At 44.8% G+C, this 21,539-nt stretch carries 19 protein-coding genes and 3 tRNA genes; 5 read left to right on the top strand and 17 right to left on the bottom strand.

All coding sequences use genetic code 11. The features are described from left to right. Nucleotide 1 precedes the first annotated feature (1 nt). From HZC01_04755 to HZC01_04710, 10 genes are all read right to left on the bottom strand, one after another. Nucleotides 2–1,396 carry a HAMP domain-containing histidine kinase gene (locus tag HZC01_04755; GenBank protein MBI5037979.1) on the bottom strand — a complete coding sequence of 465 codons (1,395 nt, stop codon included), beginning with the start codon at nucleotides 1,394–1,396 and terminating at the stop codon, nucleotides 2–4. Beyond that, nucleotides 1,393–3,378 carry a hypothetical protein gene (locus tag HZC01_04750; GenBank protein MBI5037978.1) on the bottom strand — a complete coding sequence of 662 codons (1,986 nt, stop codon included), beginning with the start codon at nucleotides 3,376–3,378 and terminating at the stop codon, nucleotides 1,393–1,395. The genes HZC01_04755 and HZC01_04750 overlap by 4 nt, the downstream gene beginning before the upstream one ends. Nucleotides 3,379–3,484: 106 nt before the next feature. After that, on the bottom strand, nucleotides 3,485–4,495 hold the full coding sequence (locus HZC01_04745) for a ribonucleotide-diphosphate reductase subunit beta (GenBank protein MBI5037977.1): 1,011 nt from the start codon (nucleotides 4,493–4,495) through the stop codon (nucleotides 3,485–3,487). 24 nt (nucleotides 4,496–4,519) lie between these two features. After that, nucleotides 4,520–7,357 (bottom strand): ribonucleoside-diphosphate reductase subunit alpha, encoded by a 2,838-nt coding sequence (locus HZC01_04740; protein ID MBI5037976.1) that lies wholly within the window; start codon nucleotides 7,355–7,357, stop codon nucleotides 4,520–4,522. Nucleotides 7,358–7,730: 373 nt separating this feature from the next. Continuing rightward, nucleotides 7,731–7,801, bottom strand: a tRNA-Gln gene (locus tag HZC01_04735). Between the two features lie 98 nt (nucleotides 7,802–7,899). Further along, the gene (locus HZC01_04730) at nucleotides 7,900–8,814 is read right to left on the bottom strand and encodes an ABC transporter permease (protein ID MBI5037975.1); all 915 of its coding nucleotides are present in this window, start codon (nucleotides 8,812–8,814) and stop codon (nucleotides 7,900–7,902) included. Between the two features lie 2 nt (nucleotides 8,815–8,816). Then, complete coding sequence (gene ftsE, locus HZC01_04725; protein MBI5037974.1) at nucleotides 8,817–9,497, bottom strand: cell division ATP-binding protein FtsE; 681 nt, start codon at nucleotides 9,495–9,497, stop codon at nucleotides 8,817–8,819. Between the two features lie 15 nt (nucleotides 9,498–9,512). Continuing rightward, nucleotides 9,513–10,802, bottom strand: a complete 1,290-nt coding sequence (locus tag HZC01_04720) for an ABC transporter permease (protein MBI5037973.1) — start codon at nucleotides 10,800–10,802, stop codon at nucleotides 9,513–9,515. Next, nucleotides 10,802–11,464, bottom strand: coding sequence for an ABC transporter ATP-binding protein (locus HZC01_04715; protein MBI5037972.1), 663 nt, complete (start codon nucleotides 11,462–11,464; stop codon nucleotides 10,802–10,804). Before HZC01_04715 ends, HZC01_04720 begins: the two co-directional genes overlap by 1 nt. Before the next feature lie 20 nt (nucleotides 11,465–11,484). Beyond that, on the bottom strand, nucleotides 11,485–13,044 hold the full coding sequence (locus tag HZC01_04710; protein MBI5037971.1) for a serine hydrolase: 1,560 nt from the start codon (nucleotides 13,042–13,044) through the stop codon (nucleotides 11,485–11,487). 34 nt (nucleotides 13,045–13,078) lie between these two features. Here HZC01_04710 and HZC01_04705 point away from each other — a divergent pair. Both HZC01_04705 and HZC01_04700 read left to right on the top strand, forming a co-directional pair. Next, a tRNA-Gly gene (locus HZC01_04705) sits at nucleotides 13,079–13,152 on the top strand. Between the two features lie 21 nt (nucleotides 13,153–13,173). After that, nucleotides 13,174–13,249 (top strand) — tRNA-Thr (locus HZC01_04700). A 15-nt stretch (nucleotides 13,250–13,264) separates the two neighbouring features. On the opposite strand, the gene HZC01_04695 is transcribed toward HZC01_04700, so the two are convergent. Further along, nucleotides 13,265–13,885, bottom strand: coding sequence for a peptidyl-prolyl cis-trans isomerase (locus HZC01_04695; protein ID MBI5037970.1), 621 nt, complete (start codon nucleotides 13,883–13,885; stop codon nucleotides 13,265–13,267). A 562-nt stretch (nucleotides 13,886–14,447) separates the two neighbouring features. Beyond that, a complete protein-coding gene (locus tag HZC01_04690) occupies nucleotides 14,448–14,867 on the bottom strand; it encodes a septum formation initiator family protein (GenBank protein MBI5037969.1) in 420 nt (139 codons plus the stop codon). A 196-nt stretch (nucleotides 14,868–15,063) separates the two neighbouring features. Here HZC01_04690 and HZC01_04685 point away from each other — a divergent pair, with 196 nt between their 5' ends. Then, nucleotides 15,064–15,582: a hypothetical protein gene (locus HZC01_04685; GenBank protein MBI5037968.1), complete on the top strand. Its 519-nt coding sequence runs from the start codon at nucleotides 15,064–15,066 to the stop codon at nucleotides 15,580–15,582. Beyond that, a complete protein-coding gene (locus tag HZC01_04680; GenBank protein ID MBI5037967.1) occupies nucleotides 15,582–16,937 on the top strand; it encodes a nickel-dependent hydrogenase large subunit in 1,356 nt (451 codons plus the stop codon). The genes HZC01_04685 and HZC01_04680 overlap by 1 nt, the downstream gene beginning before the upstream one ends. Here HZC01_04680 and HZC01_04675 read toward each other — a convergent pair. Genes HZC01_04675 through HZC01_04660 form a run of 4 tightly spaced genes read right to left on the bottom strand, consistent with a single transcriptional unit; the run spans nucleotide 16,855 to nucleotide 19,548 of the window. After that, the gene (locus tag HZC01_04675; protein ID MBI5037966.1) at nucleotides 16,855–17,238 is read right to left on the bottom strand and encodes a hypothetical protein; all 384 of its coding nucleotides are present in this window, start codon (nucleotides 17,236–17,238) and stop codon (nucleotides 16,855–16,857) included. The two genes, HZC01_04680 and HZC01_04675, sit on opposite strands and share 83 nt — an antisense overlap. Nucleotides 17,239–17,241: 3 nt before the next feature. Continuing rightward, nucleotides 17,242–17,997: a hypothetical protein gene (locus HZC01_04670; GenBank protein ID MBI5037965.1), complete on the bottom strand. Its 756-nt coding sequence runs from the start codon at nucleotides 17,995–17,997 to the stop codon at nucleotides 17,242–17,244. Then, nucleotides 17,969–18,892, bottom strand: coding sequence for a DMT family transporter (locus HZC01_04665; GenBank protein ID MBI5037964.1), 924 nt, complete (start codon nucleotides 18,890–18,892; stop codon nucleotides 17,969–17,971). The genes HZC01_04670 and HZC01_04665 overlap by 29 nt, the downstream gene beginning before the upstream one ends. A 56-nt stretch (nucleotides 18,893–18,948) precedes the next feature. After that, a complete protein-coding gene (locus tag HZC01_04660; GenBank protein ID MBI5037963.1) occupies nucleotides 18,949–19,548 on the bottom strand; it encodes a class I SAM-dependent methyltransferase in 600 nt (199 codons plus the stop codon). 41 nt (nucleotides 19,549–19,589) lie between these two features. Between HZC01_04660 and HZC01_04655 the strand changes: the two genes are divergently transcribed. Beyond that, complete coding sequence (locus tag HZC01_04655; protein MBI5037962.1) at nucleotides 19,590–20,264, top strand: queuosine precursor transporter; 675 nt, start codon at nucleotides 19,590–19,592, stop codon at nucleotides 20,262–20,264. Here HZC01_04655 and HZC01_04650 read toward each other — a convergent pair. Continuing rightward, nucleotides 20,245–21,495 (bottom strand): DNA polymerase IV, encoded by a 1,251-nt coding sequence (locus HZC01_04650; GenBank protein ID MBI5037961.1) that lies wholly within the window; start codon nucleotides 21,493–21,495, stop codon nucleotides 20,245–20,247. The two genes, HZC01_04655 and HZC01_04650, sit on opposite strands and share 20 nt — an antisense overlap. Nucleotides 21,496–21,539: the final 44 nt, after the last annotated feature.

The raw sequence follows: 21,539 nt of genomic DNA, 5'->3' as shown, positions 1-21,539 counted from the left end.
ATTAATGTGAAATTTGCTTGGGCGGGGCTAATGGAACTAATACAGTCACGTGCGTACCCAGGTGTTCAATGCTATCCAAATAAATCTCACCTTTCATCAGATGAACTAATTCACGGGTAATCCATAATCCCAAACCGGTGCCGATAATTTTATCGGTTTCTTTATTATGAACTCGATAAAACTTTTGAAAAAGGCGATCTCGATCTTTAGCTGCAATTCCCATGCCCGTATCTGATATTTTTATACGGACCATCGATTTTTTATCACGGATTTCTTCCGCCGCGATGGTTACCTTTCCGTGCATCGTATATTTTATGGAATTACTTACCAAATTCATGAGAATTTGTTGAAAACGACCAGGGTCAACCAAAGCGTATGGCAAATTCGGCTGAATTGATTTTACTAAATCCAGTCCCTTGACGCTGGCCTGGACGCCCAGTACTTGGCAAACAGTCGTTATTATTGGCGCTACATCGCTCGGCTGTAAATTCAAACTCACTCTTCCCTGTTCAATCCGAGAAACTTCAAGCAAATCTTCCACCAACGCATGTAATCGATTACTCTCTTCATTAACCATTGATAATTTTTGGCGAACGTCAGCTGGGAGTGGCCCAAATGAACCATCGAGAATCATCTGCAAATAGCCACGAATGCCCGTAATAGGTGCTCGCAATTCATGAGAGGCCATAGAAATAAACTCATCTTTCATGGCATCAACCTCTTTCAGCTTCTGTAGTAAAATCGTATTACGGAACAAACGGGCATTGTGGGCTAGCAAGAGAACAATAATTACTATTGAAAATAGTAAAATTGCAAGTGAGCGGTTTAAATTATCCTGAGTCAAATTATCAATAATAGCCGAGGAGACCTTCATGGAAATGATTCCAATAAGCGATCCATCATCATTTTTTATGGGCCGAACAATAACCCAAAATCGCTCTTCCCCAACTTGCGTTGGGTCTTCGGTCGATCGAGCAGCTGAATTTGTTTGATAAGCGATTGGCTCACCCGTTTGCCAAGCAATCGTATTATACAAATAATTTGAAAGCGTGCCCACCTGAGTAGTATCAAGACTGGCAACGATGCGAAACTGATCATTTTCAGGAATTAATACATCAAGACTACGAATCTCCTCATTCTGATCGGCAATCTGCACTAATTCACTTTGTACAATCTCAATATTGTCAAATTTATTTCGAATACTACTACTCACAATGCTGGCAGCCAGTGAAGCTTTTCGCTGCAATTCAATATCCATGATCGTGCTGGTCCGACTCGTCAGAAGTACAGTATTAACCACCAGTGCACCAGGAATCAAGATAAACAAAAAAATTCCATATATAAATTGGAAATTATCCCGAAGCGTGCGCCAGGTTTGAGCTGGTGAGAAGGTCATGGATTCAGTGGTTTTGATTTTTTTCGTATTAACCAACCGATGCCTAATGCCGCAATCAAACTTAAAATAATAATTGCGACTATTCGAATATACTGTGCCATTTGCTGGCTACCCGAGGTGACTACATCCACGTCCCCACGCAAATATTCTTCCTCGGAAATAGCCTGAGCACTTCTCACAAAAAATGTTAGCGGTGCGCTTTTTTCAATAATTTTACCAGTTTCATCATTAACGGTGACGTACACCTCGTGCTTGCCATCAAGTAAATTGGAATCGAGGGTATACTCAAAATTTCCCTGTGCATCAGTTTGGGTAGTAACCACGATAGGATTTGAATATATATACAATGTCACATAACTATCGGCTGGACCAACTCCGGAAATGATGAATTGACTGCGGTTTGATTCGGGCTTTGCGCTAAGAATGGCGCGTACCTTAAGCTTCTCCGGCGCTTCCACGCCGCTTCTCGTCGGTTGCTCAAAAGCTGTTTGATCGAGCCGAGTACGTATTTGCTCAGCTTGCGCCTGAGTCAGTCTCCCGAGATCAACGAGCTGATTAAGTGCGGCCTGAGCTTCATCAGGATCACTTGTAAATATTTGACGAATGATTGAGTCGGTCGTCGTGGTAGCATCCGGCGTTGTCGCATCGGTTCCCAGCGTTAATTCGGTAGCGTCATCAGCGCCATCCCCATCAGTATCTGGTTGGGTATACGTATCGGTCGCAGGAGCTTGAGGCGAATCACTCGTATTACTCGGCGTGGCATCCGTTGTCTGATTCAATACAGCCACGCCAATGGGCGAACTCAAAGCGGTTTGGCCAGCCGAGTCACTTGCTCGAGCCACAATGAAATAACTACCATTTGGCACATCGCGAGTATTCCACGTTTGCGTCCACACTGTCGGATCAGTGGTGCTTTGACTAGCATTGGCAATCCGGTACTCAACAGTCGATAACGGAATCATATAAAAAAATGTAACTGCCTGAGCCGACCCACTGACCTGTGCACGCAACGCTAATAATTCGCTCACTGTTGTTTGCGCCTGCGGCTGTGTGATACTAATTCCTAATGAGGTTTGCTTGGTGGTTGTAGAGTTACTCTCAGTATTGGTAGAACAAGGCTGTGATTCGGTGGTTGTCGTACCGCATCCATCTGAACAGCTACGAGTGCGAATCCCTGACGTCGAGCACGCGCTCCACTCACCGCACGTCCACAGAGCCGTACAGGCTGTCTGGTTTGAAATTGTTACCGTCTGGGTCACTACACGCTCGCGGAAAGTACCATTTAAACTCTGAAAACTGAGAGCGATAGAATATGTGCCATTTACAAAAGTGGCGGTATCTAGTGATCGCTGCCATACAGAGCTGCGCATCGGCTCACCGCTGGTTTTTTGCAAATCTAATATGTCACCTGATCCAGATTGTGCTATATGCACTCGTGCGTTCAGTACATCTCCTGATAATGATACGCTGACCGGTACCGAGCCCGAAATGACATTTGAACCTGGCTGAGTAAAAGTAAATTGATTTTGAATCGTTAGTGGGCCGAATTCTGCGGGTAGCCCGGTGCTTTTTACTAACATAATAGCAGTGCTACCGGCCATTGCGGTAAGCTGTATCCGATAGATACCGTTACTGAACCCGAGGGTATCGCAAAAAGCGTGCCAGCGAAATTCTGTATCAATAGTGGCGTTGATACAATGCATTGGTTGAATCACACTTGCGGAATTCACCAACGAGACGGTAACGCTGGTAATTTGCGGAGCTAGTGTTCCGGCCAGACGAACCGTAAATGGAGTTTGCCCTGAAACAGTAGTCCCCGTCGAATTCGTAACATCGGGGGTCTCAAGATACGCAACTACATAATTAGCACCTGATTGTGCTTTTGCATCATTGAGCTCAAAGACGGCATAAGACCGTGCAAAAATCGCGACGCTTACAACGGCACAGAGGAATAAAAAAACGTTTAAAAGCTTTCCTCGCATACATTTCACTGAATACGTTGCTTTATGACTTCGAGTATACCATTTTTTTTCATTGAAGTCAAAAAGTGCCGGCTTTTCACCGGCACTTAATGCTCGTACAATGCAATTACCATTTTAGCCCGCCCGTTTTATACTCAGTTACTCGCGTTTCAAAGAAATTCTTCTCTTTGCGAAGATCAATCACCTCGCTCATCCAGGGAAATGGATTGGCGGTACCATATTCACTCTTGAGGTGAATCCGTTCGAGACGCCTATCGGCAATATATTCAATATACTGCTTGATCGAATCTGCGTTTAACCCAAGAATACCATGCGGCAAGCAATCGCGGGCGTACGTATTTTCCAGGTCGACTGACTTGATTATATTATCGCGAACGATTTTCTGAAATTCTGGAGTCCAAATGTGAGGATTCTCTTTGACAATCGTATTGATAAGATCAACGCCAAAAGCTAGGTGAACTGATTCATCGCGTAAAATGAATTGAAATTGTTCACCTACTCCAACCATTTTATTCTGTCGCATGAAAGACAGCATCATGACAAAACCAGCGTAGAAGAAAATGCCTTCCATAATTACGTAGAAACCAACTAAGTCATGGACAAATTTCTGAATGTTCTCATCTCCTACCGTTGTAAAATTCGGATCAAGAATTGATTTAGTCATATTTACTACAAAATCGTCCTTTTCTTTGATACTCGGGATCCGATTATACATCGTGTACACATCTTCTGGATCCAGTCCAAGTGTGTCGCAGCAATAGATAAAAGTATCGGTATGAACTGCTTCTTCATACGCCTGGCGAAGCAAATACTGCCGGCATTCGGGATTCGTAATTAAGCGGTAAATAATTAAAACAATGTTATTAGCGGTTAGACTTTCCGCCGTGGAAAAAAATCCCATGTTCCACATGACCAAACGACGCTCATCTTCAGTCAAGGCGGTCGGACTCTGCCACATTTCTACATCCTTTTGCATATTCACCTCTTCGGGTACCCAGTTATTAGCTACACCGTTTTTATAATGTTGCCGTGCCCACGTGTACTTCATGGGCAAAATTTTATTCGGATCAGTAGTACTACAATTCAGTATTTTCTTTTCATCTTGAGTTGTATCCATATTCTTTGAAACGTTACTTAATAATTACTGGCATGCCTCACATTCCTCGTCATTCACGACCGCTGACGATTGCGGCGCAGATACAACGGCTGGAGCAACGGGCGCGGCAAGCGGACTGACAAAAGTAGGAGCCGCGGGCTCAGGTACAATCGGCGCTGGCTGCTGCACTGGTTTAACAATGGCGGCAGCGGCTGGGGCTGACTCGAATTTCTTATTTATGTCGAGGGTGGACTTCTCAATCGCAGAAGCGCCTAAAGTACGCAGGTAATACGTCGTTTTGACGCCCATTTTCCAAGCTGTCAGATACACATCGGAAATCAATGCGCCAGAATCGCTCTTGGTAAATATATTCACTGATTGACTCTGATCGATCCATTTACTGCGATGTGCAGCGTGCTTCACGATCCAATACGTGTCTATTTCAAATACCTCCTTGTATTTGGCCTTCAGTTCAGCGGGCACCTCGGATATTTGTTGAATACTACCATCAAAGTATTTAATTTTTTCAAGCATCTCACGGTTCCATAAATGCAATTTCTTCAAATCTTCCACCAAATGACGATTCACTACAGTAAATTCACCACTCACGTTTGATTTAACATACAAATTCTTATAGATCGGCTCAATCGAGGGTAAGCAGCCTGATATATTAGCAATTGTTGCGGTCGGAGCAATTGCGAGACAATTAGAATTCCGCATGCCATGCGCTGCCACATGTTTTCGCACTGGCTCCCAGTCCAGCGCACCGGTCAAAGCTAATCCGGTCTTCATCCCCCGCTCTTCCTCAAGCATTCGCATAGTGTCAATCGGAAATAGTCCGCGATCCCATTTTGAACCCTGATAGGTTTGATACGTTCCGCGCTCTTTAGCTAATTCGGACGATCCCATGATGGCGTAATACGAAATAAATTCCATTAACTCATCGGCTACCTGCACCGCCTCATCGCTATCGAAAGTCAAATCCAGATCATACAGCACATCCTGAAATCCCATTATGCCAAGGCCAACCGGACGATGCTTCAAATTAGAATGCTCTGCTTCCTTAGTCGGATAATAATTCAGGTCAATCACATTATCCAGCATACGCATCGCAGTACGGACGGTCGTGCGCATCTGTTCTTTATTGATCTTACCTTGGTCTACATGAGCAGGTAAATTAATTGAACCGAGATTGCACACGGCGGTTTCCTCTTTTGACGTATTCAGCGTTATCTCAGTGCATAAATTTGAGCTATGCACCACGCCCACGTGATCCTGAGGAGAACGAATGTTACAGGGATCCTTGAATGTTATCCAAGGATGACCCGTCTCAAACATCATAGTAATCATTTTGCGCCATAATTTGACCGCGCTCAGCTGTTTGAAAAGCCGAATTTCACCTTGCGCTACCTTCTGTTCATACGCTTCATATCGCTTTTCAAAATCACGACCGTAGGTATGGTGCAAATCAGGAGTTTCATCAGGAGAAAAAAGTGTCCAGGTTCCATTTTCCATTACCCGCTTCATAAACAAATCAGGAATCCAGTTGGCCGTATTAATATCATGAGTGCGGCGGCGCTCATCACCAGTGTTTTTCCTTAATTCAAGAAATGCCTCAATGTCATAATGCCATGTTTCGAGATATACACAGGTCGCGCCGCGCCGTTTGCCACTGCGGTTAATAGCGGCGGTGGTTGAATCAACAATCTTAAGAAATGGAATTACTCCCTGACTGCCAACATTGGTTGACTTGATCAGTGCGCCGGTACCGCGAATATTAGTCCAATCGTTTCCCAGTCCCCCTGACCATTTGGACAATTGTGCATTATCTCCCACCGCTTTGAAGATATGGTCGAGATCGTCCTCAACCGTGGTTAAATAGCAAGAACTCATTTGGGGGTGATGCGTACCAGAGTGAAATAAGGTCGGCGTCGATGGAACATAATACATCTGAGAAATGACATCATAAAATTCTATGGCGCGAGCCTCTTTGTCCTTTTCATTGATGGAAAGACCCATGGCGATGCGCATCCAAAAGTACTGCGGAGTTTCCAAGATATGCTGGTCATGGTCGCGTACAAAATAACGGTCATACAACGTCTGGGCACCTAGATACCAAAAAATCCGATCGCGCTCAGGTTGAATAGCTTCCTGGAGTTTTGGCAAATTAAAGTCGAGTAAACGCGGATCATAACGCCCAGCAGTCACGCCCTGCTGAATCATCCGCGCTAATGACGATTGATATTGCCCAATGAACTTCGGATCAGACTCATCGACACCCAGAACATCTTTATATAAGTCATTAAACAAAAATCGAGCGGCCAACTTCGAGTACCCCGCATCACGCTCAATACGACCCTTAATTGCCATTAAGACCGCCTTATTTATTTCTTTGGTAGTAATACCGTCGTGCACATTTGCCAAAGAATCCTCAACAATCTCATGAATCGCTTCGCGATTTAGATGCCCATTACACTTCATGACCGCTTGTTCGATCATGCTAATGTCAAAATCAACCATTGAACCGTCACGCTTCTGTACTTTCAGCTGGCGAGCTTTTGCCCGAGCGTACAATTCCCGCTGCATTTTTTCCCGCTCGGCCTCACGCTCTTTACGGTAAAGAATATATGCTTTAGAAACCTCAAAAAAGCCGTGCTCCGCAATGATTCGCTCAACGACATCTTGAATATTTTCTACTGAAGGAATGGTGTCGCCGAAAGTGTTGCCCAATTCTGCTATGACGGTGTCGGTCATGCTCATTATCTGCTCATCCGTAACATCGGTGGAAGTAGCAAGAAATGATTTTTTGATTGCATTCTCAATTCGCGATCTATCAAACGGAACGATCGTGCCGATCCGCTTCTTTACTTGCGTGAGTGCCATAATATTTATTTTTGGTTGTTGATTAATGGGACATGGCCATCAAGGCCGCAAATCAAGTAACAATATAGTCAGACAGACACCACCGAGACAAAAAAAGCCTCGATTTGGTTAATGCACGAGCAGCTTCACCAGCGTATCACCCCACCTCGCGTTACCGGCGGTTTCGGTACTTATTTTTATTTTTCGGTTTTAATTCTTTTTAAGTGTGCTACAAGACAGTATACACCATTTAGCAAGACGCTTCAACTGTGGATAAACAACATATTGTGTTATACAAGCCTTAAGCGACACTATAGATAGTATTTTTTGCTAATAATAGCCATTCTGAATAGGGTGATACGGGCGCTTTTCCAATAAAAAAAGACCGACTCTACTCCGGGACTTGGAGTCGAACCAAGATACCAGGCTCCAAAGGCCTGTGTCCTACCATTAGACGATCCCGGAGCAGATGCGGCCTTTCCCCGCCTGTCTGCATGATCTAATACAAAAAAACGCCTGAGTGAGACGTATTCTAAGCAAAAAATAAAAGACTGTCAACGAGCTCAGACCTTAAGATACCGACCGATGGCTATGCTCGCACTTAAGGTGCTCAATAACACCGAAAATACTAATTGCATACCAATCACATAAAAAATGTGGTCATGAACGTAGGTTGCCAAATCAAGGTCATACCCTTCAAAAAAACTGCTAACCTGAGGGGCAACAACATTCATGAGTGGATAGAGAATGGCAATCGTTAATACAACCGAAATCAATGCGTACATAAACGTTTCGATGATGAACGGCATGCGGACAAATGCATTGCTGCTCCCCACCAATTTCATTATACCGATCTCCTCTCGGTGAGTATAAATATTAATGCGAATGGTATTGAACACGATCAAAACCGCAATCAGTACAAAGATAGCACTAATAATTATCCCAATTTGCTCAATACGATTTGAAACGTCGGACAGCCGGCTAATAACCGTTTCATTGTCATCGAAATTTCTTTCTTCGATCAAATTACTGTACTGAGGATTATCAAGTACAGCTAAAATAGCGGTGTACTCCTCAATCGAATCAGCTTTAATAATTATTGTGGCACTTAAAGGATTTTCTTCAAGCTGTTCTATCGCTTCTAGGATCACGGTATCGTCCTGATGTTGCGACTTAAATTTCTCGAGTGCGTCTTCCTTAGAAACATAAGTGACTGTCTCCACTTCCGCGAGTCCTAATAATCGATCACGCACCGCCAACGCATCATTTTCGCTAACTTCCTGTTTGAAGTAAATCGAAACATCAACTCGATCTTGAATCGATGCAATCGCCTGCTCCGCCACAACATTAATACCGGCAACGAGTGTAATCGAGCAAAGCGTCAACACTAAAATGATTATGGTTACAACCGATAGCCAGAAATTTCTAAAAAAGCCCTGCAATGCAAATTTAATTGTTCGTGCCAAAAAAAGCAGCATATTTATAAAATATATTTTCCTGTTTGTTGGTCAGAAATTATCGTACCTTGATCAACGGTAATAACGCGTTTTCGTAGCGCATTGACGACTTCACGATTATGAGTGACCAATACGACGGTTGTTCCGAACTCATTTATTTTTTTCAGTAAATTGATAATTTCTTGAGAATTAATAGAGTCAAGATTCCCTGTGGGCTCGTCGGCTACTAATATTTTAGGGCGGTGAACTAACGCACGGGCAATAGCGGTTCGCTGCTGCTCACCACCGGAAATTTGTCTGGGAAACCGGTCGCGCTTCTTATCAAGACCGACAATCTTCAATACTTGCGGAACTATTTCATTAATCCGTTGAGTCGTGGCACCTGCTACTTCGAGGCCAAACGATACATTTTCAAAAACCGTTTTGCGGGGCAATAATTTAAAATCTTGAAAGATTACTCCAATTTGCCGTCGCAATACCGGTATTTCATTCGGTCGAATATCAGTAATATCCCAATCCCCAATAATAACACGCCCTTTGCTTGGCCGCTCTTCGGCGATAATCAACTTAACCAGAGTTGTTTTCCCGGTTCCCGACTGCCCAACAATTGATACAAACTCGCCCGGTTTTATATGCAGATTGACGTTTTTCAGGGCGTACGTGTCCGGTGGATAGATTTTCGAAACATTCTTGAAATGTATCATGCGTTAAAAACTCCCTCATTCATATTTTAGCGCATTAATCGGATCGAGTCGAGCGGCACGAATGGCTGGCGCAACTCCAAAAAATACGCCCACCAACGCAGTGAAAACAAAGGCCAGCAGCATCGTTTCAATACTAATAATCGGTGATAAGCCAATTTTTGCTTCAAGAATAAATCCTGTAATAAAGGCTAAACCAATACCAATGGCTCCGCCTAAAAAAGTTAAAAACATTGCTTCAACCAAAAATTGAATCAATATATCATACGATGAAGCGCCAATTGCCTTCCGTAACCCAATTTCTTTCACTCGCTCGGTCACTGAAACGAGCATTATATTCATCACACCAATGCCGCCAACTAACAATGAAATTGCTGCAATACCAGATAACATTCCGGTAATCACTCCTAAAACATCGTTAAATACAGCGAGTAAATCTTCTTGTGTCAATACCGAAAAATCATCGACGCCCTCATGACTCTCAAGTAAGGTAGCCTCGACGGTATTCTGCAAATCTTGGACATTTTCAGTCTCCTGACTCGTTATGATAATACGATTAATTTGTAAACTCGCACTAATTTCTTTTGCTGTCGTAAACGGAATTATCATAATGTTTGAAAACTCGCTCTGACCAAACATACTTGACGACTGATCAGCTTGGAGTAACCCGACGACTGTAAACTTTTCTTTACCAATATAGACCGTTTCATTGATTAGTTCACTGATCGGTCGTCCAGGAAATAATTTCTCCATTGCACCTGAAAAGCCGACCACAACACGCGCTGCACTGTCATATTCCTCTTGCGTGAACATCCGACCATATTCCTCGCCTTCAGTCACTTGTCCCGTAAAAGCCTCGCGAACTGCTATTGTGCTTCCCATAACCATGGCAGCGCTCTGTGCTGATGGCGTAGAGCCGGGGGTCCCCCCAGCCGCGCCATTTATCGGCATGGTCGCTGATACAGGAGAGGCAAGCAGCGCCATCGGAACAACGTGTTTAACGCCCGGCAAACTCTCTAATTTGGGAAGATCGGATTCCGTTAATGTGCTGGCACCAACAAAAGCACTACCTGAAGTGGCTCCGGCAGACTCGGGGTCAATATTTCCTGGCGTAACAAATAATAAATTCGAACCAAGACCCTCGATTTGCCCTGTTACTTCCTGCTGTACTCCTTCACCTAAAGCAATAAGTGTAACAATAGAAAATACGCCAATAATAACTCCGAGCATAGTTAAGAGCGATCGAATCTTCTTTGCCCAGACTGCCTGCAGCGCTAATTTAATGTTTTGAAGTAATTTAATAAACATTATTCGATTTTTCCATCAATTATGTGCACCGTACGCTTTGTTTGAGCTGCTACGTTTGGATCGTGAGTTACAACAATTATGGTTACACCTTGATTATTCAGCGTTTGTAAAATATTCATTATTTGCGAACCGCTTGCCGAATCGAGATTTCCTGTCGGTTCATCAGCCAGTATTATTGATGGCTTAGTTATCAGGGCACGAGCAATCGCCACCCGCTGCTGCTCTCCTCCGGATAGCATGGCCGGCTTACTCATCGTTTTATTTCCCAGGCCAACCTGCTCAAGAACTTGGCGCGCGCGCTGATGCCGCTCATGCGCATGAATACCCTGATAGATTAACGGTAGCTCTACGTTTGCCAAGGCTGAGTAGCGCGGTAAAAGATTGAAATTTTGAAATACAAATCCAATTTTATGACGTCGTATTTTAACGAGGTCTGCTGAACTTTTTTCAGATATAAGCTCACCGTCAAACCGATACGAGCCTAAAGTTAATTGATCCAGGCAACCGATAATATTCATGAGTGTTGATTTCCCAGAACCGGACACACCCATAATCGTGACAAATTCTCCAGCTTCCACATTCAGCGATACCCCATGCAATGCGGTAAACGAATTGGGCTTATCGGGCGAATACGTTTTGACAACATTCTGTATTTGGATCAGTGACATGCTATCGTAAATCCTTAAATTAAATTTAATCCGTACTGAAGCAATGCGTTGGTCTCGGCCCAACGTTGTACGTCAGATGCAGCGCCAAGGACTACCGATATTACTTCTGGCGCGCCACGAGCGCTACTTGCTTTTGTCACAAAACAATACCCCGCCTCATCAAGGTACCCCGTTTTCATACCGGTAATAACCAGTGAGCTCCCCTGCATACCTTTTGCAGTATTTTTAATCGTGTGCGGCGTCCCTGTGCTGGTAATAAAGCCGTATGACCACGTGGTCGTAGCTTGCAAGATATCCCATTTGCCAAATGCGTGTTTTGCTAATTGCGCAATATCATACACTGTAGAGGTATTGCCAAGATCCAGACCAGTCACATCAACAAACTTTGTTTTTGCTAAACCTAGCTGCTGAGCCTTCAAATTCATCTTTTGTACAAATAATTCTCGAGAAAGACCGCTCGCTCTGGCTAGTGCGTTAGCGGCATTGTTTGCTGATCCAACTAACATGGTAAACCATAAATCTTTTACTCGCAGTTGTTCGCCAGGCGTAATAGATAGTCGTGCGCCAGCAGCATCATCGCTTGATGCATAGGTAACTAGGGTATCAAAAGACGTGTGAGTATCTAAAAAAACTAATGCTGTCATCAGTTTTGTAATACTTGCAAGTGGTAATTGTTTATCGTAATTTTTTGAATACAAAATCGCCCCAGTGTTACGAGACAGGGCGATAGCGGCGGTTGAAGCAATATTTGGTTCAGCGACTGCTTTTGTCTCAGCCCCGAGCACCACACCAGCATCGATCCGCCATACCTGTACTTTCGCAGTTCCTTTCCATGATTCTTCAATTTGCTGAAATGCGGTAAGCGACAAATCAATGACGCGTCGTTCGCTAAACGGAGTGAAGGGACCGGTTGAGACTACCTCCACGTCAACAATTTTACCGTTATTGACATTACGCACACGCAATTTTGTCCCAATTGGAAAATCGTTGCTGGCGGCCCCGTAAGGATATCGGCTTGATCGGTACCATGATGCATATCCTTCAGTTCCATTATGGTCTTCAAAAACCGCTATCCGAGAAAATGGTAAATGCGTTATGGCTCGCACATATCCATTCGTGTAATCAATATTAGAGGGAAGCGGCCGCCATCCTTCAGCGGTTCCTGTCCAAAAAAATATTCGTTTCCGCCATAAATTTCCCGAATTAAACCTCAGGGCCAAGTAAAACGGTTTGTTCAATTTGAGCGGTTCCTTCGAAGATTGATCTTGTCGAAGGATGTCATAAATAAAATAATCACTCACCCGTACCATTCCAGCTGGGTCTGGGAATTTTGACCCATCAAACTCCTTCATATACAGGTCAATTTGCTCGTTGACTAAATCCGGCAAAATACCGACACGCAAATCTCCCCACGTCGGGTGGGTAGTCTGTCGAAAATCAGCGGTATACCCGCGTAACATAGCTTCTGCTGAAAATCGAACCCGCTCCTCCGCTGCTAACGCATGCGCATCAAAGCCAATGCCAAGAAAGAAGGTAACAATTGACAAGGTAAGCAGAAATGAATATCTTTTCATAATACAACTATTTTTGTATACTCAAGTCTCACCTGCGGGTATAGTATAACGGTAGTACGTGACCTTCCCAAGGTCGAAGCACGGGTTCGACTCCCGTTACCCGCTCCATCGAGCTTCCGCTCGACAGGTGCCACCCTAGCTCAGTTGGTAGAGCAATGCTTTCGTAAAGCAGAGGTCGTCGGTTCGACTCCGACGGGTGGCTCCAGTCCCAATCGGCCAGCTACTCAGCTGGCTGGGTTTGGCTATCGGTCGGGGTGCTTGTCTGCTGGGCAACATCAAGCAGCTCATTTTGTTCGCAGGTTTCTTCAACACCTAAAACCAGGCCGCAATCATCTTTCCACTCCAGTCCTTTCGGAAAAATTGCAATCGAGGCTTCGGCCAACTGCTGATTGGTATAGGTATCTAAGTCAACTCCCTTAAAAAGAATATGTGAAGCTCTTACTTGCTCAGGCGCATCATCGGTCGCAGCCACCCGCTCAGTTACTCGAATAATGTGGTAACCAAATTGGGTTTGCACGACACCCGATGTTTCTCCGGGTTGTAATGCAAAAGCGGCCGTTTCAAATTCGCTCACCATCTGACCGGTACTGAAAAAACCCAAATCACCGCCTGATGATGCAGTTACATCATCACTATACTGCTTCGCAGCGTCTTCAAAAGTAATTTCTCCCGCGTTTATTTTCGCTAATACAGAATCCGCCTCTGTTTTTGCATCAGCATTTAATGACTGGTCTTTACCAATTGCTGTTTCTAGTTTTGAGCGAAGTAAATATGGACGTAAAACTTTTTGTTTAAATTGATCTGGTGTCCATTCATAAAGCCGAGTTAACGTACTAACCACCTCTTCTTCACTTGTGGCCTCGGCAACAACAGCGTCAAACTCTGAATTTAATTCCTCGGCGGTCACGGTAACATCATATTGTTCGGCCAACTGTTCGGTGTAATGTTCTCGAATAATACGGGATAGTACGCTCTTCTGTAAAAAAGTTGCAGTCGGTGTTGTCGTTTGACCGGTATTTTCCTCAGCTTGTGCGGCGTAAAAATGATTGAGCGTATCAATGTCAGTCTGATAATCATCAAAAGATAACGGACTGTTATTGTACAAGGCTACTGGGATCCTAAGACCGCGAACAATGGATGACATAAATGAATTATCCCAACCAAATCTAAAAAAACCAACAACTATAACTATAAGAATGACCACCAATCCAACCAAAACACTGCCAACGCCAAGCCAAATCATCCGCTTACTCCGAGCCACCACAGACTGAGTTGGCTTCGAGGGCATCGTTGATGAAGATGTTTGAACTGTCGGCACAACGGGTTTCACTTCTGACTGATTCCCTGCTTTCTTTTTCTCTTCGGGCATAATACTAATAAACAATGATTAAATAATTATAAACTTAGAAAAAATAATTCAACCAACGACGTGGATTGCTCTGCTCAACGCCATCGGTAGTTGTATTAGATTCCGGTGCCATGGTAACACTCGCAACGTCCGTTTCGGCACCTAAAACCGTCACCACCGATTCGCCCGGTTTCTGCAAACCTAATTTCAAGCGAGCCTGCTCTTCCGCATACGCATCACTTTCAAAGTATGTAATTAACTGCTGTAATTGCTGATTTGTGCTCGCCAATGATTCTGCCTGTTCTTGCAAAGCGGCTATTTCATGTTGGATTTGATACTTGCGAATAATTTCTTTGCCAACAGCGCTTGCCAAAACAACCAATACGATAATCTCTCCAATAATAAGCGCTCGAGAATGTATCAGACGAGAAAGTAACGATGTGTATTCTTGTTTTTTTCGTGATGATTCAACCATGGCCAAGTAAATCACAAGTCAATAAAAGAGTGCGTCAATACTACCATATTTTACGCGTATGGTCAACATCCCTTTCAGCAAAGACTAGAATCACTAAAGCATCTATGCTAAAAACTAACATCGTGCACCACCAAAACCGCAAAAAAATTGAAAAATTTTACAATTACTTCATAAATGTTATACTATCGACACGCCTATGCAAACATCATCAGCTATCAATAAACCAACACTGACTGGAAAAAAACTACGCATTGGCTGGTTTAGTTTCTCCTGTTGTGAGGATTCAACAATTGTTTTTACTGAGCTCATGAATGACCGCTGGGAGCTTTGGAAGAAAATCCTCGACATCCGTCACGCTCGTGTACTGCAGACCCATAATGTTCTTGATGCTATGGATGTCGCATTTATCGAAGGTGCGCTTGCTTCGCAAGAACAAGTTGATATGGTAAAAAAAATTCGTTCATTGTCGAAAAAGGTGGTAGCCATTGGTGCCTGTGCAGTCGATGGCCTACCCTCTGCCCAGCGAAATGACTTTGATCCCGAACGGCTTAAAGAAATCCAAATGGTGCTGAATCAATTTAACTATCTACAGAAAGTGCAAAAGCTTTCCGAGGTTATAACGGTTGATGTGAATATTCCTGGGTGTCCGATGAATGAAAAAACTTTTTTAGAAGCACTTGATTCATTACTTACAGAATTTAACATAGTTGCATAATGCACCTGCTCGATCTCACTCTAAAGAAAGAAATTACTAAAGTTGAAGGTTCAGCAACGCTGGATGTCAAAATTGCGGGCGGAAAAGTTGAGCACTGTCGATTTGGCATATCCGAGTATAAACGATTTTATACCCAGGGCATGCGTGGTAAACCCTACCGCGCCCTACCGACACTCCTTGCGCGCATTTGCGGCACCTGCTCTAATGCCCACCTTCTCGCGAGTATCGAAGCGTGTGAAAAGGCGCTTGGTTTTCAGTTATCTGAACAAGCGATCAAACTCAAACATTTGACCATGTATGGATTGAATATACGAGATCACGCACTACATCTCTATTTATTTGCCATGCCAGATATGTTCGGCAAGGATTCATTTTTGGAGTTTGATGAAAATAAACCAGACGAGCATCAAATATTGCATGACGCATTTGAGATTAAGGCTGCCGGTAACTATTTATCGATTATTATCGCCGGCCGATCAGTTCATGCGATCAAGCCGCAGATTGGCGGGTTCGCCGGTATCCCCAAGCCCGAGGAAATAGCCACTGCAGTGCAAAAATTAGAAGCAGCCCGACCTGCTGTTTTGCGTACCATTAAAATATTTGCAGAAGCCAAGGACCGCTTTGATCGCCAAACGAAATTTATGGCCATGGTGGCACGACCGTTCTCCTTCCTTGAAGGACACATTGTAAGCGACCAAGGCGATTACATCGAAGAGAAAGACTATCGTAACCACCTGGAACATACGATTATCCCCTATTCACACGCCTCCGGATATAAATTTAAAGGTCAATCCTTTATGGTTGGGGCCTTAGCGCGAATCAATTTAGCAAAAGAAACCCTGCATCCGGCAACCAAAAAAGACGCGGCTGACGCACTCGCATCATTCCCCTCAACTAACATTTTTCACAATAATCTTGCCCAAGCTATCGAGATACTTCACTGCCTCGATCATAGCATTGAATTACTTCAATCAACGCAATTTAAAGCAGAGCCATTGGCTCAACCGACGCTCGAAAAAGGCACCGGAATCGGCGTCGTTGAAGCCCCGCGCGGTACGCTCTATCATCGCGTAACTATCGGCACAGACGGAAAAGTGATTAAAGGTGACATTGTCGTCCCGACCGGCCAAAATCAAATTAACATTGAGCAAGACTTAGCCCGACGCATTGAAGAATTATTACCCAGCGATCCGGATGCTGATACGCTGCAATTAGAAATGGAAAAGCTCATTCGTGCGTACGACCCGTGCATGAGCTGTGCCTCCCATTTTCTCAAAGTCCGTATTGACGGAGCAGCTGTACGAGCTGGTCATAAGCTACAGCAGCGCTCAGATGGGACGGTATCCCAAAAATAAATAATTGCTTAGGCAGCTTACCCAGCTTATTCATAAACTGGAGTTGAGTGCCCAAATCAAAGTCGTGCATGGTGACATGTGGGGCTTGTTGAAATGCATCAAGCGAAGTGAAAACACTAACCACGTTCACACCCTCGACGGTATCTATCAAATATAATGGATCAGGCATTTCCCACTCATCGAGTGGATCTTGATGCGTAAACCTATGTTGGGTAAATTCCCGCTGCAAACGGGGCATGAGCTGCACCGGCAGCGCATCCTGAGCTACATCTTGGTTTCCAAATATCCAAATCTCTGCCATACCTTACAATGTCGTATTAGCCAGTGCCAGGTGCTTTTGCGTATAGTGAGACAACCAATGCACATTGCGCGGAGTAATGATTTCGCAGGGCATGCCCCAATGCATACTGATGTAATCCCCAATCTGCAGATTTTCAAATGTCCAATCGTCATCCAAGCGACGAGTGACATTAACTGATTCAGCCGGACCAAGGTAGAGTCGGTGGCCATCTATGAGCAGCGGCTGACGATCGACAGTAATGCGCGGACCAACCACATGCGTTACCTTCCCCCAACTGATGCGGCACGTATCCATACTTTGCAGCGTATGCAAAATTTCATGATGGCCGGTTCGCTTATACACATTAAATACGTGAAACGAATGATGCATCCGAGCGCCGAGCGGCAATTTCGTTGACAACTCCTCAAAACTTTTAGAGCTCGTCTTCGCTTTTAAACGAAGCTTATCAACCATATGCGCATAAAAAGTTTTGGGAGGAATCCGTTCAAGCAATTCATTACCGAGCCAATACGCCTCTACCACGCGCACATCAAAAGGATCAGCAATATGGTTTGCATGAGCGATAGTTTCAAGATATGGGTGTAATGTTTGAAATTGCTCAAGTATACGGCTTAACCCAGGATCAGCAGTATGGGCATCAATATATGAACCAAGCTGCCGCTGCATGTCAGGTCCGCACATCCGCTGAATATTGGGGCCGAAAGCGTATCGCGCGCATTTACTGATACCATCAATTTGTGCGGTGAGCGTCGGCTGCATATTGATATGATTGTGATCGCTGACGGAACAATTCCCAAAGAAGCAGCCCAATACCAAGACAGATGGCGACGCCGCTACTGATCTGCGCTGGAGTCATCGTTTTATCTTGGAGTACTTGAGTCAAAATATTGGTAATAAATGTCGCGGGTACCAGCAATGAAGCCACAATTGAAGCACGCGCGTATTTAAGCGCCGTGTACCACGTGGTGACATACCCAAGCAGTAACGCAGCCGGTATCAGTGTCCAGAGCCACTGCGTACCAGTTAGCGTAAATATCATATCAAAGTTGCCCTGGAACAATACAACAACAGCCAAAATAACTGAACCAAATGCCATGCGCGCTCCAGCCACCGTGATGCTACTCAAATCTGCCAAAACTTTCTTAGCAATAATATTTTCTACCGCCCAAAAGAGTGTTGCGGCAAGTATCATGAGCTCGCCAGTTCCCCAGGAAAATCCTTTTACTCCGCCGAGCATGAAATTGCCAAGAATAAGCAAAATAAAGGCGGCTCCCTGGAGTGCGGTGATACGCTCTTTGAGAAATGGAACAGCGAGAAGCGCCACCCAAATAAATAGAGTTTTGTGAATCAATCCACCGCTCAAGGCTGTCGTCTTAGTTAAGCCAACAAAAAATAAAATAAATGGGATACTCCCCCCGACTACCCCGATTGTTATCAGCCGTACCCATTGCTGACGAGAAAGTCTGCGCCACTCGCGGAATCGAGAGACAAAAGCAATAATACCCACGAGCAGAACCGCAACAACTGCATTCTTAAGCAAGGTGAATACCACCGGGTCAGAAACGACGGTGACCGCTATTTTTGCGAGATAATTAGAAAACCCAGAAATGAGGGCGGTACCCAAGGCTAACCAATAAGCATTTGATCGTGACATGCGTAAATAGTAAATAATTGTGTTACAGCCAGTATAGGATAAATCCTCCCTCTCGTCTACCGGCGCTGCAAAATGGCAAATAACGCTTTCACATGCGGATAACTGCCATGAAAAACGGAATCCTCAATCGAAATAATGTCAAAATATGGTGCAAAATACTCTTCAAGTTGAGAAGGTGAAAACCTAAACGGACCATCCGTGCCGGGCTGCTGATGGCTAAAGCACTTAAGCAACATGTACCCATCTGGTCTCAACAATTGATAAGTAGTATGGACATAGGGCGCTCGAGACGGCGGCATGAATGTGTGGAATACACCACGATCAATAATATAATCAAATGGCCCATGTAAAGAGGTTTCGAGAATGTCGTCGACTTTAAAATCTACCTGGACTCCATGCTCACGGGCGCGCACCTGAGCGTACTCTACGGCAGTAGGCGCGATATCCACGCCGACCACGTCAAATCCCCGCTCAGCCAAGGCAATCGCCTGCGTACCAGGCCCCGAGCCAACATCCAGGACCCGCTTGGTTGGACCATCAATAGCCTCAAGTGCCCGGGCGAAATCCGGATCTAATTCAGCATAATACCACGGCAGCCGTTCGGCCGGAGTTTTTTTATATACGTCATCCCAGGTTGGTTGATTTGTCTGTGTCATGCTATGATTGTACAATTCAATATTGATTCTATCAACTTGATATGCCATTCCGCTTAATAACCTTGATCACCGGTTTATTTGTCGCTGTACTCCTTATCTCCAATATAGTTTCAACCAAAATTGTTTCTTTTGGATCGTTTACTTTTGATGGTGGCACATTACTCTTCCCGCTGGCTTACATTTTCGGTGATATACTGACCGAGGTGTATGGGTACACCGCTGCGCGTCGAGTTATTTGGATTGGATTTACCAGCGCCGTTTTAATGTCAGTCATGATCATGCTCATCGATTGGCTCCCTGCGGCACCAGACTGGCCCTATCAAGACGCATACCATACTATTCTCGGCTTAACCCCCCGTATTGTTTTAGGATCACTCACTGCCTACTGGGCGGGGGAATTTCTTAATTCATACGTATTGGCTAAAATGAAAATCGCCACGCACGGGCGCTGGCTCTGGGCTCGCACTATTGGATCCACAATCGTTGGTGAAGGGGTTGACACGGCATTGTTTATTCTAATCGCTTTCTGGGGAGTTCTACCCACCTCACTAATCGTAAGTGTGCTGATTTCAAATTATATCTTTAAAGTGGGGGTAGAAGTACTCATGACACCAGTTACCTATACCATAGTGCGCTTCCTCAAACGCAGGGAGCGTATCGATGTCTATGACACCAATACAAACTTCAATCCATTTGTCATAACTGATCGTCCATAGTCAATCCTCCCTGACCCTGGAACTCCGCCGCCACACTCTTCCGAAATCCAACCCGATCCGGTGCGTGCATACCACCCAACCGCAATAATGGCCCCTGCACTATTGTTTCCTCACCGTATTTATTATTCAGAGCATCCAGCGCTTGAGCTAATCTGGGGGATATTTTTTTATTTGAAAATAACGTCAATTGATCAACGCGTGGCCGCAAGTGAAAAAGTCCAACTGCAAAAAAAGTCGGCACGTCATGCCGAAGGTGCGGCTGTAACAAGCGCCACGCATAATCAAAGATCTGCGAGGTATGCGTAATCGGGTGATGCATCTTTTGACTGCCGCCGATTGAGTCACGATGATCCGATGAACTGTGAAAATATATTCCTTGCGCTTCTAAATTTTTTTCCCGCAACCGGCGGCCGGTGCGCTCACAGAGGCGCATCAGGACTGCCTGATAAAACCGAGGATCACGCGTCCGACTGCGCAAGATATGACTATGGCCGATTGACTTCGGCTGACGTCGCACTTCCAAACCGGACAATTCGATGCCATTCACCTGCGCCCAGAGATAATACCCCCGCACTCCCATCACGGTCATCAGATTTTGCACCGGATAAGTAGCTAATTGATCCAGTGTGCTAATGCCCAAGTGCTCAAGCTGGGTCGCGGTCGCGCCAGCAATCCCCCAAGCCTCCTGCACATCACGACCCTGTAAATACTCAAATAAATTATCCTGCGTTAATACAATCGCTTCACCTTTTGGCGCGGTATCGCTGGCAAACTTAGCCAACCAGCGCGTCGGCGCGATACCTATCGAACAAACAAGCCACTCCCCAATCTCGTCCTTAATCCGCTGTTGGATTTCTCGAGCTATCACGAGCGCCCGATCATATGACGCCGCCACGCCGGTTAAATCAACAAATGCTTCATCAATTGAATATGGCTCAATATCTTCAGAATATTCCGCGTATAAGGAAAAAATACGCTCACTGGTTGAACGATATTTAGGTGGATCAACTTCGATGAGAACAACATGAGGACAGAGCGCTTTCGCTTCCGGCACCCGACAACCTGTCTTAATCCCCAGGGCTTTTGCTTCACGCGATGAGGCGATGATGCAGCCATTCGGCGTCATGGTAGCCACTACGCCAACCGGCCGGCCACGCAAACGAGGATTCGCCTGCTGTTCCACGGAAGCGAAATAGGAACTCATGTCGAAATGAAGAATGATACGTTGCATTGACAAATCAATTAATTACGCGATAGGCTTATGCTGTCTTTAAT

It is taken from the genome of Candidatus Kerfeldbacteria bacterium (genome assembly GCA_016214565.1).
Lineage (GTDB): Bacteria > Patescibacteriota > Patescibacteriia > UBA10025 > JAHIVO01 > JAXDBW01.
This window is presented reverse-complemented; position numbering and strand designations above follow the sequence as displayed.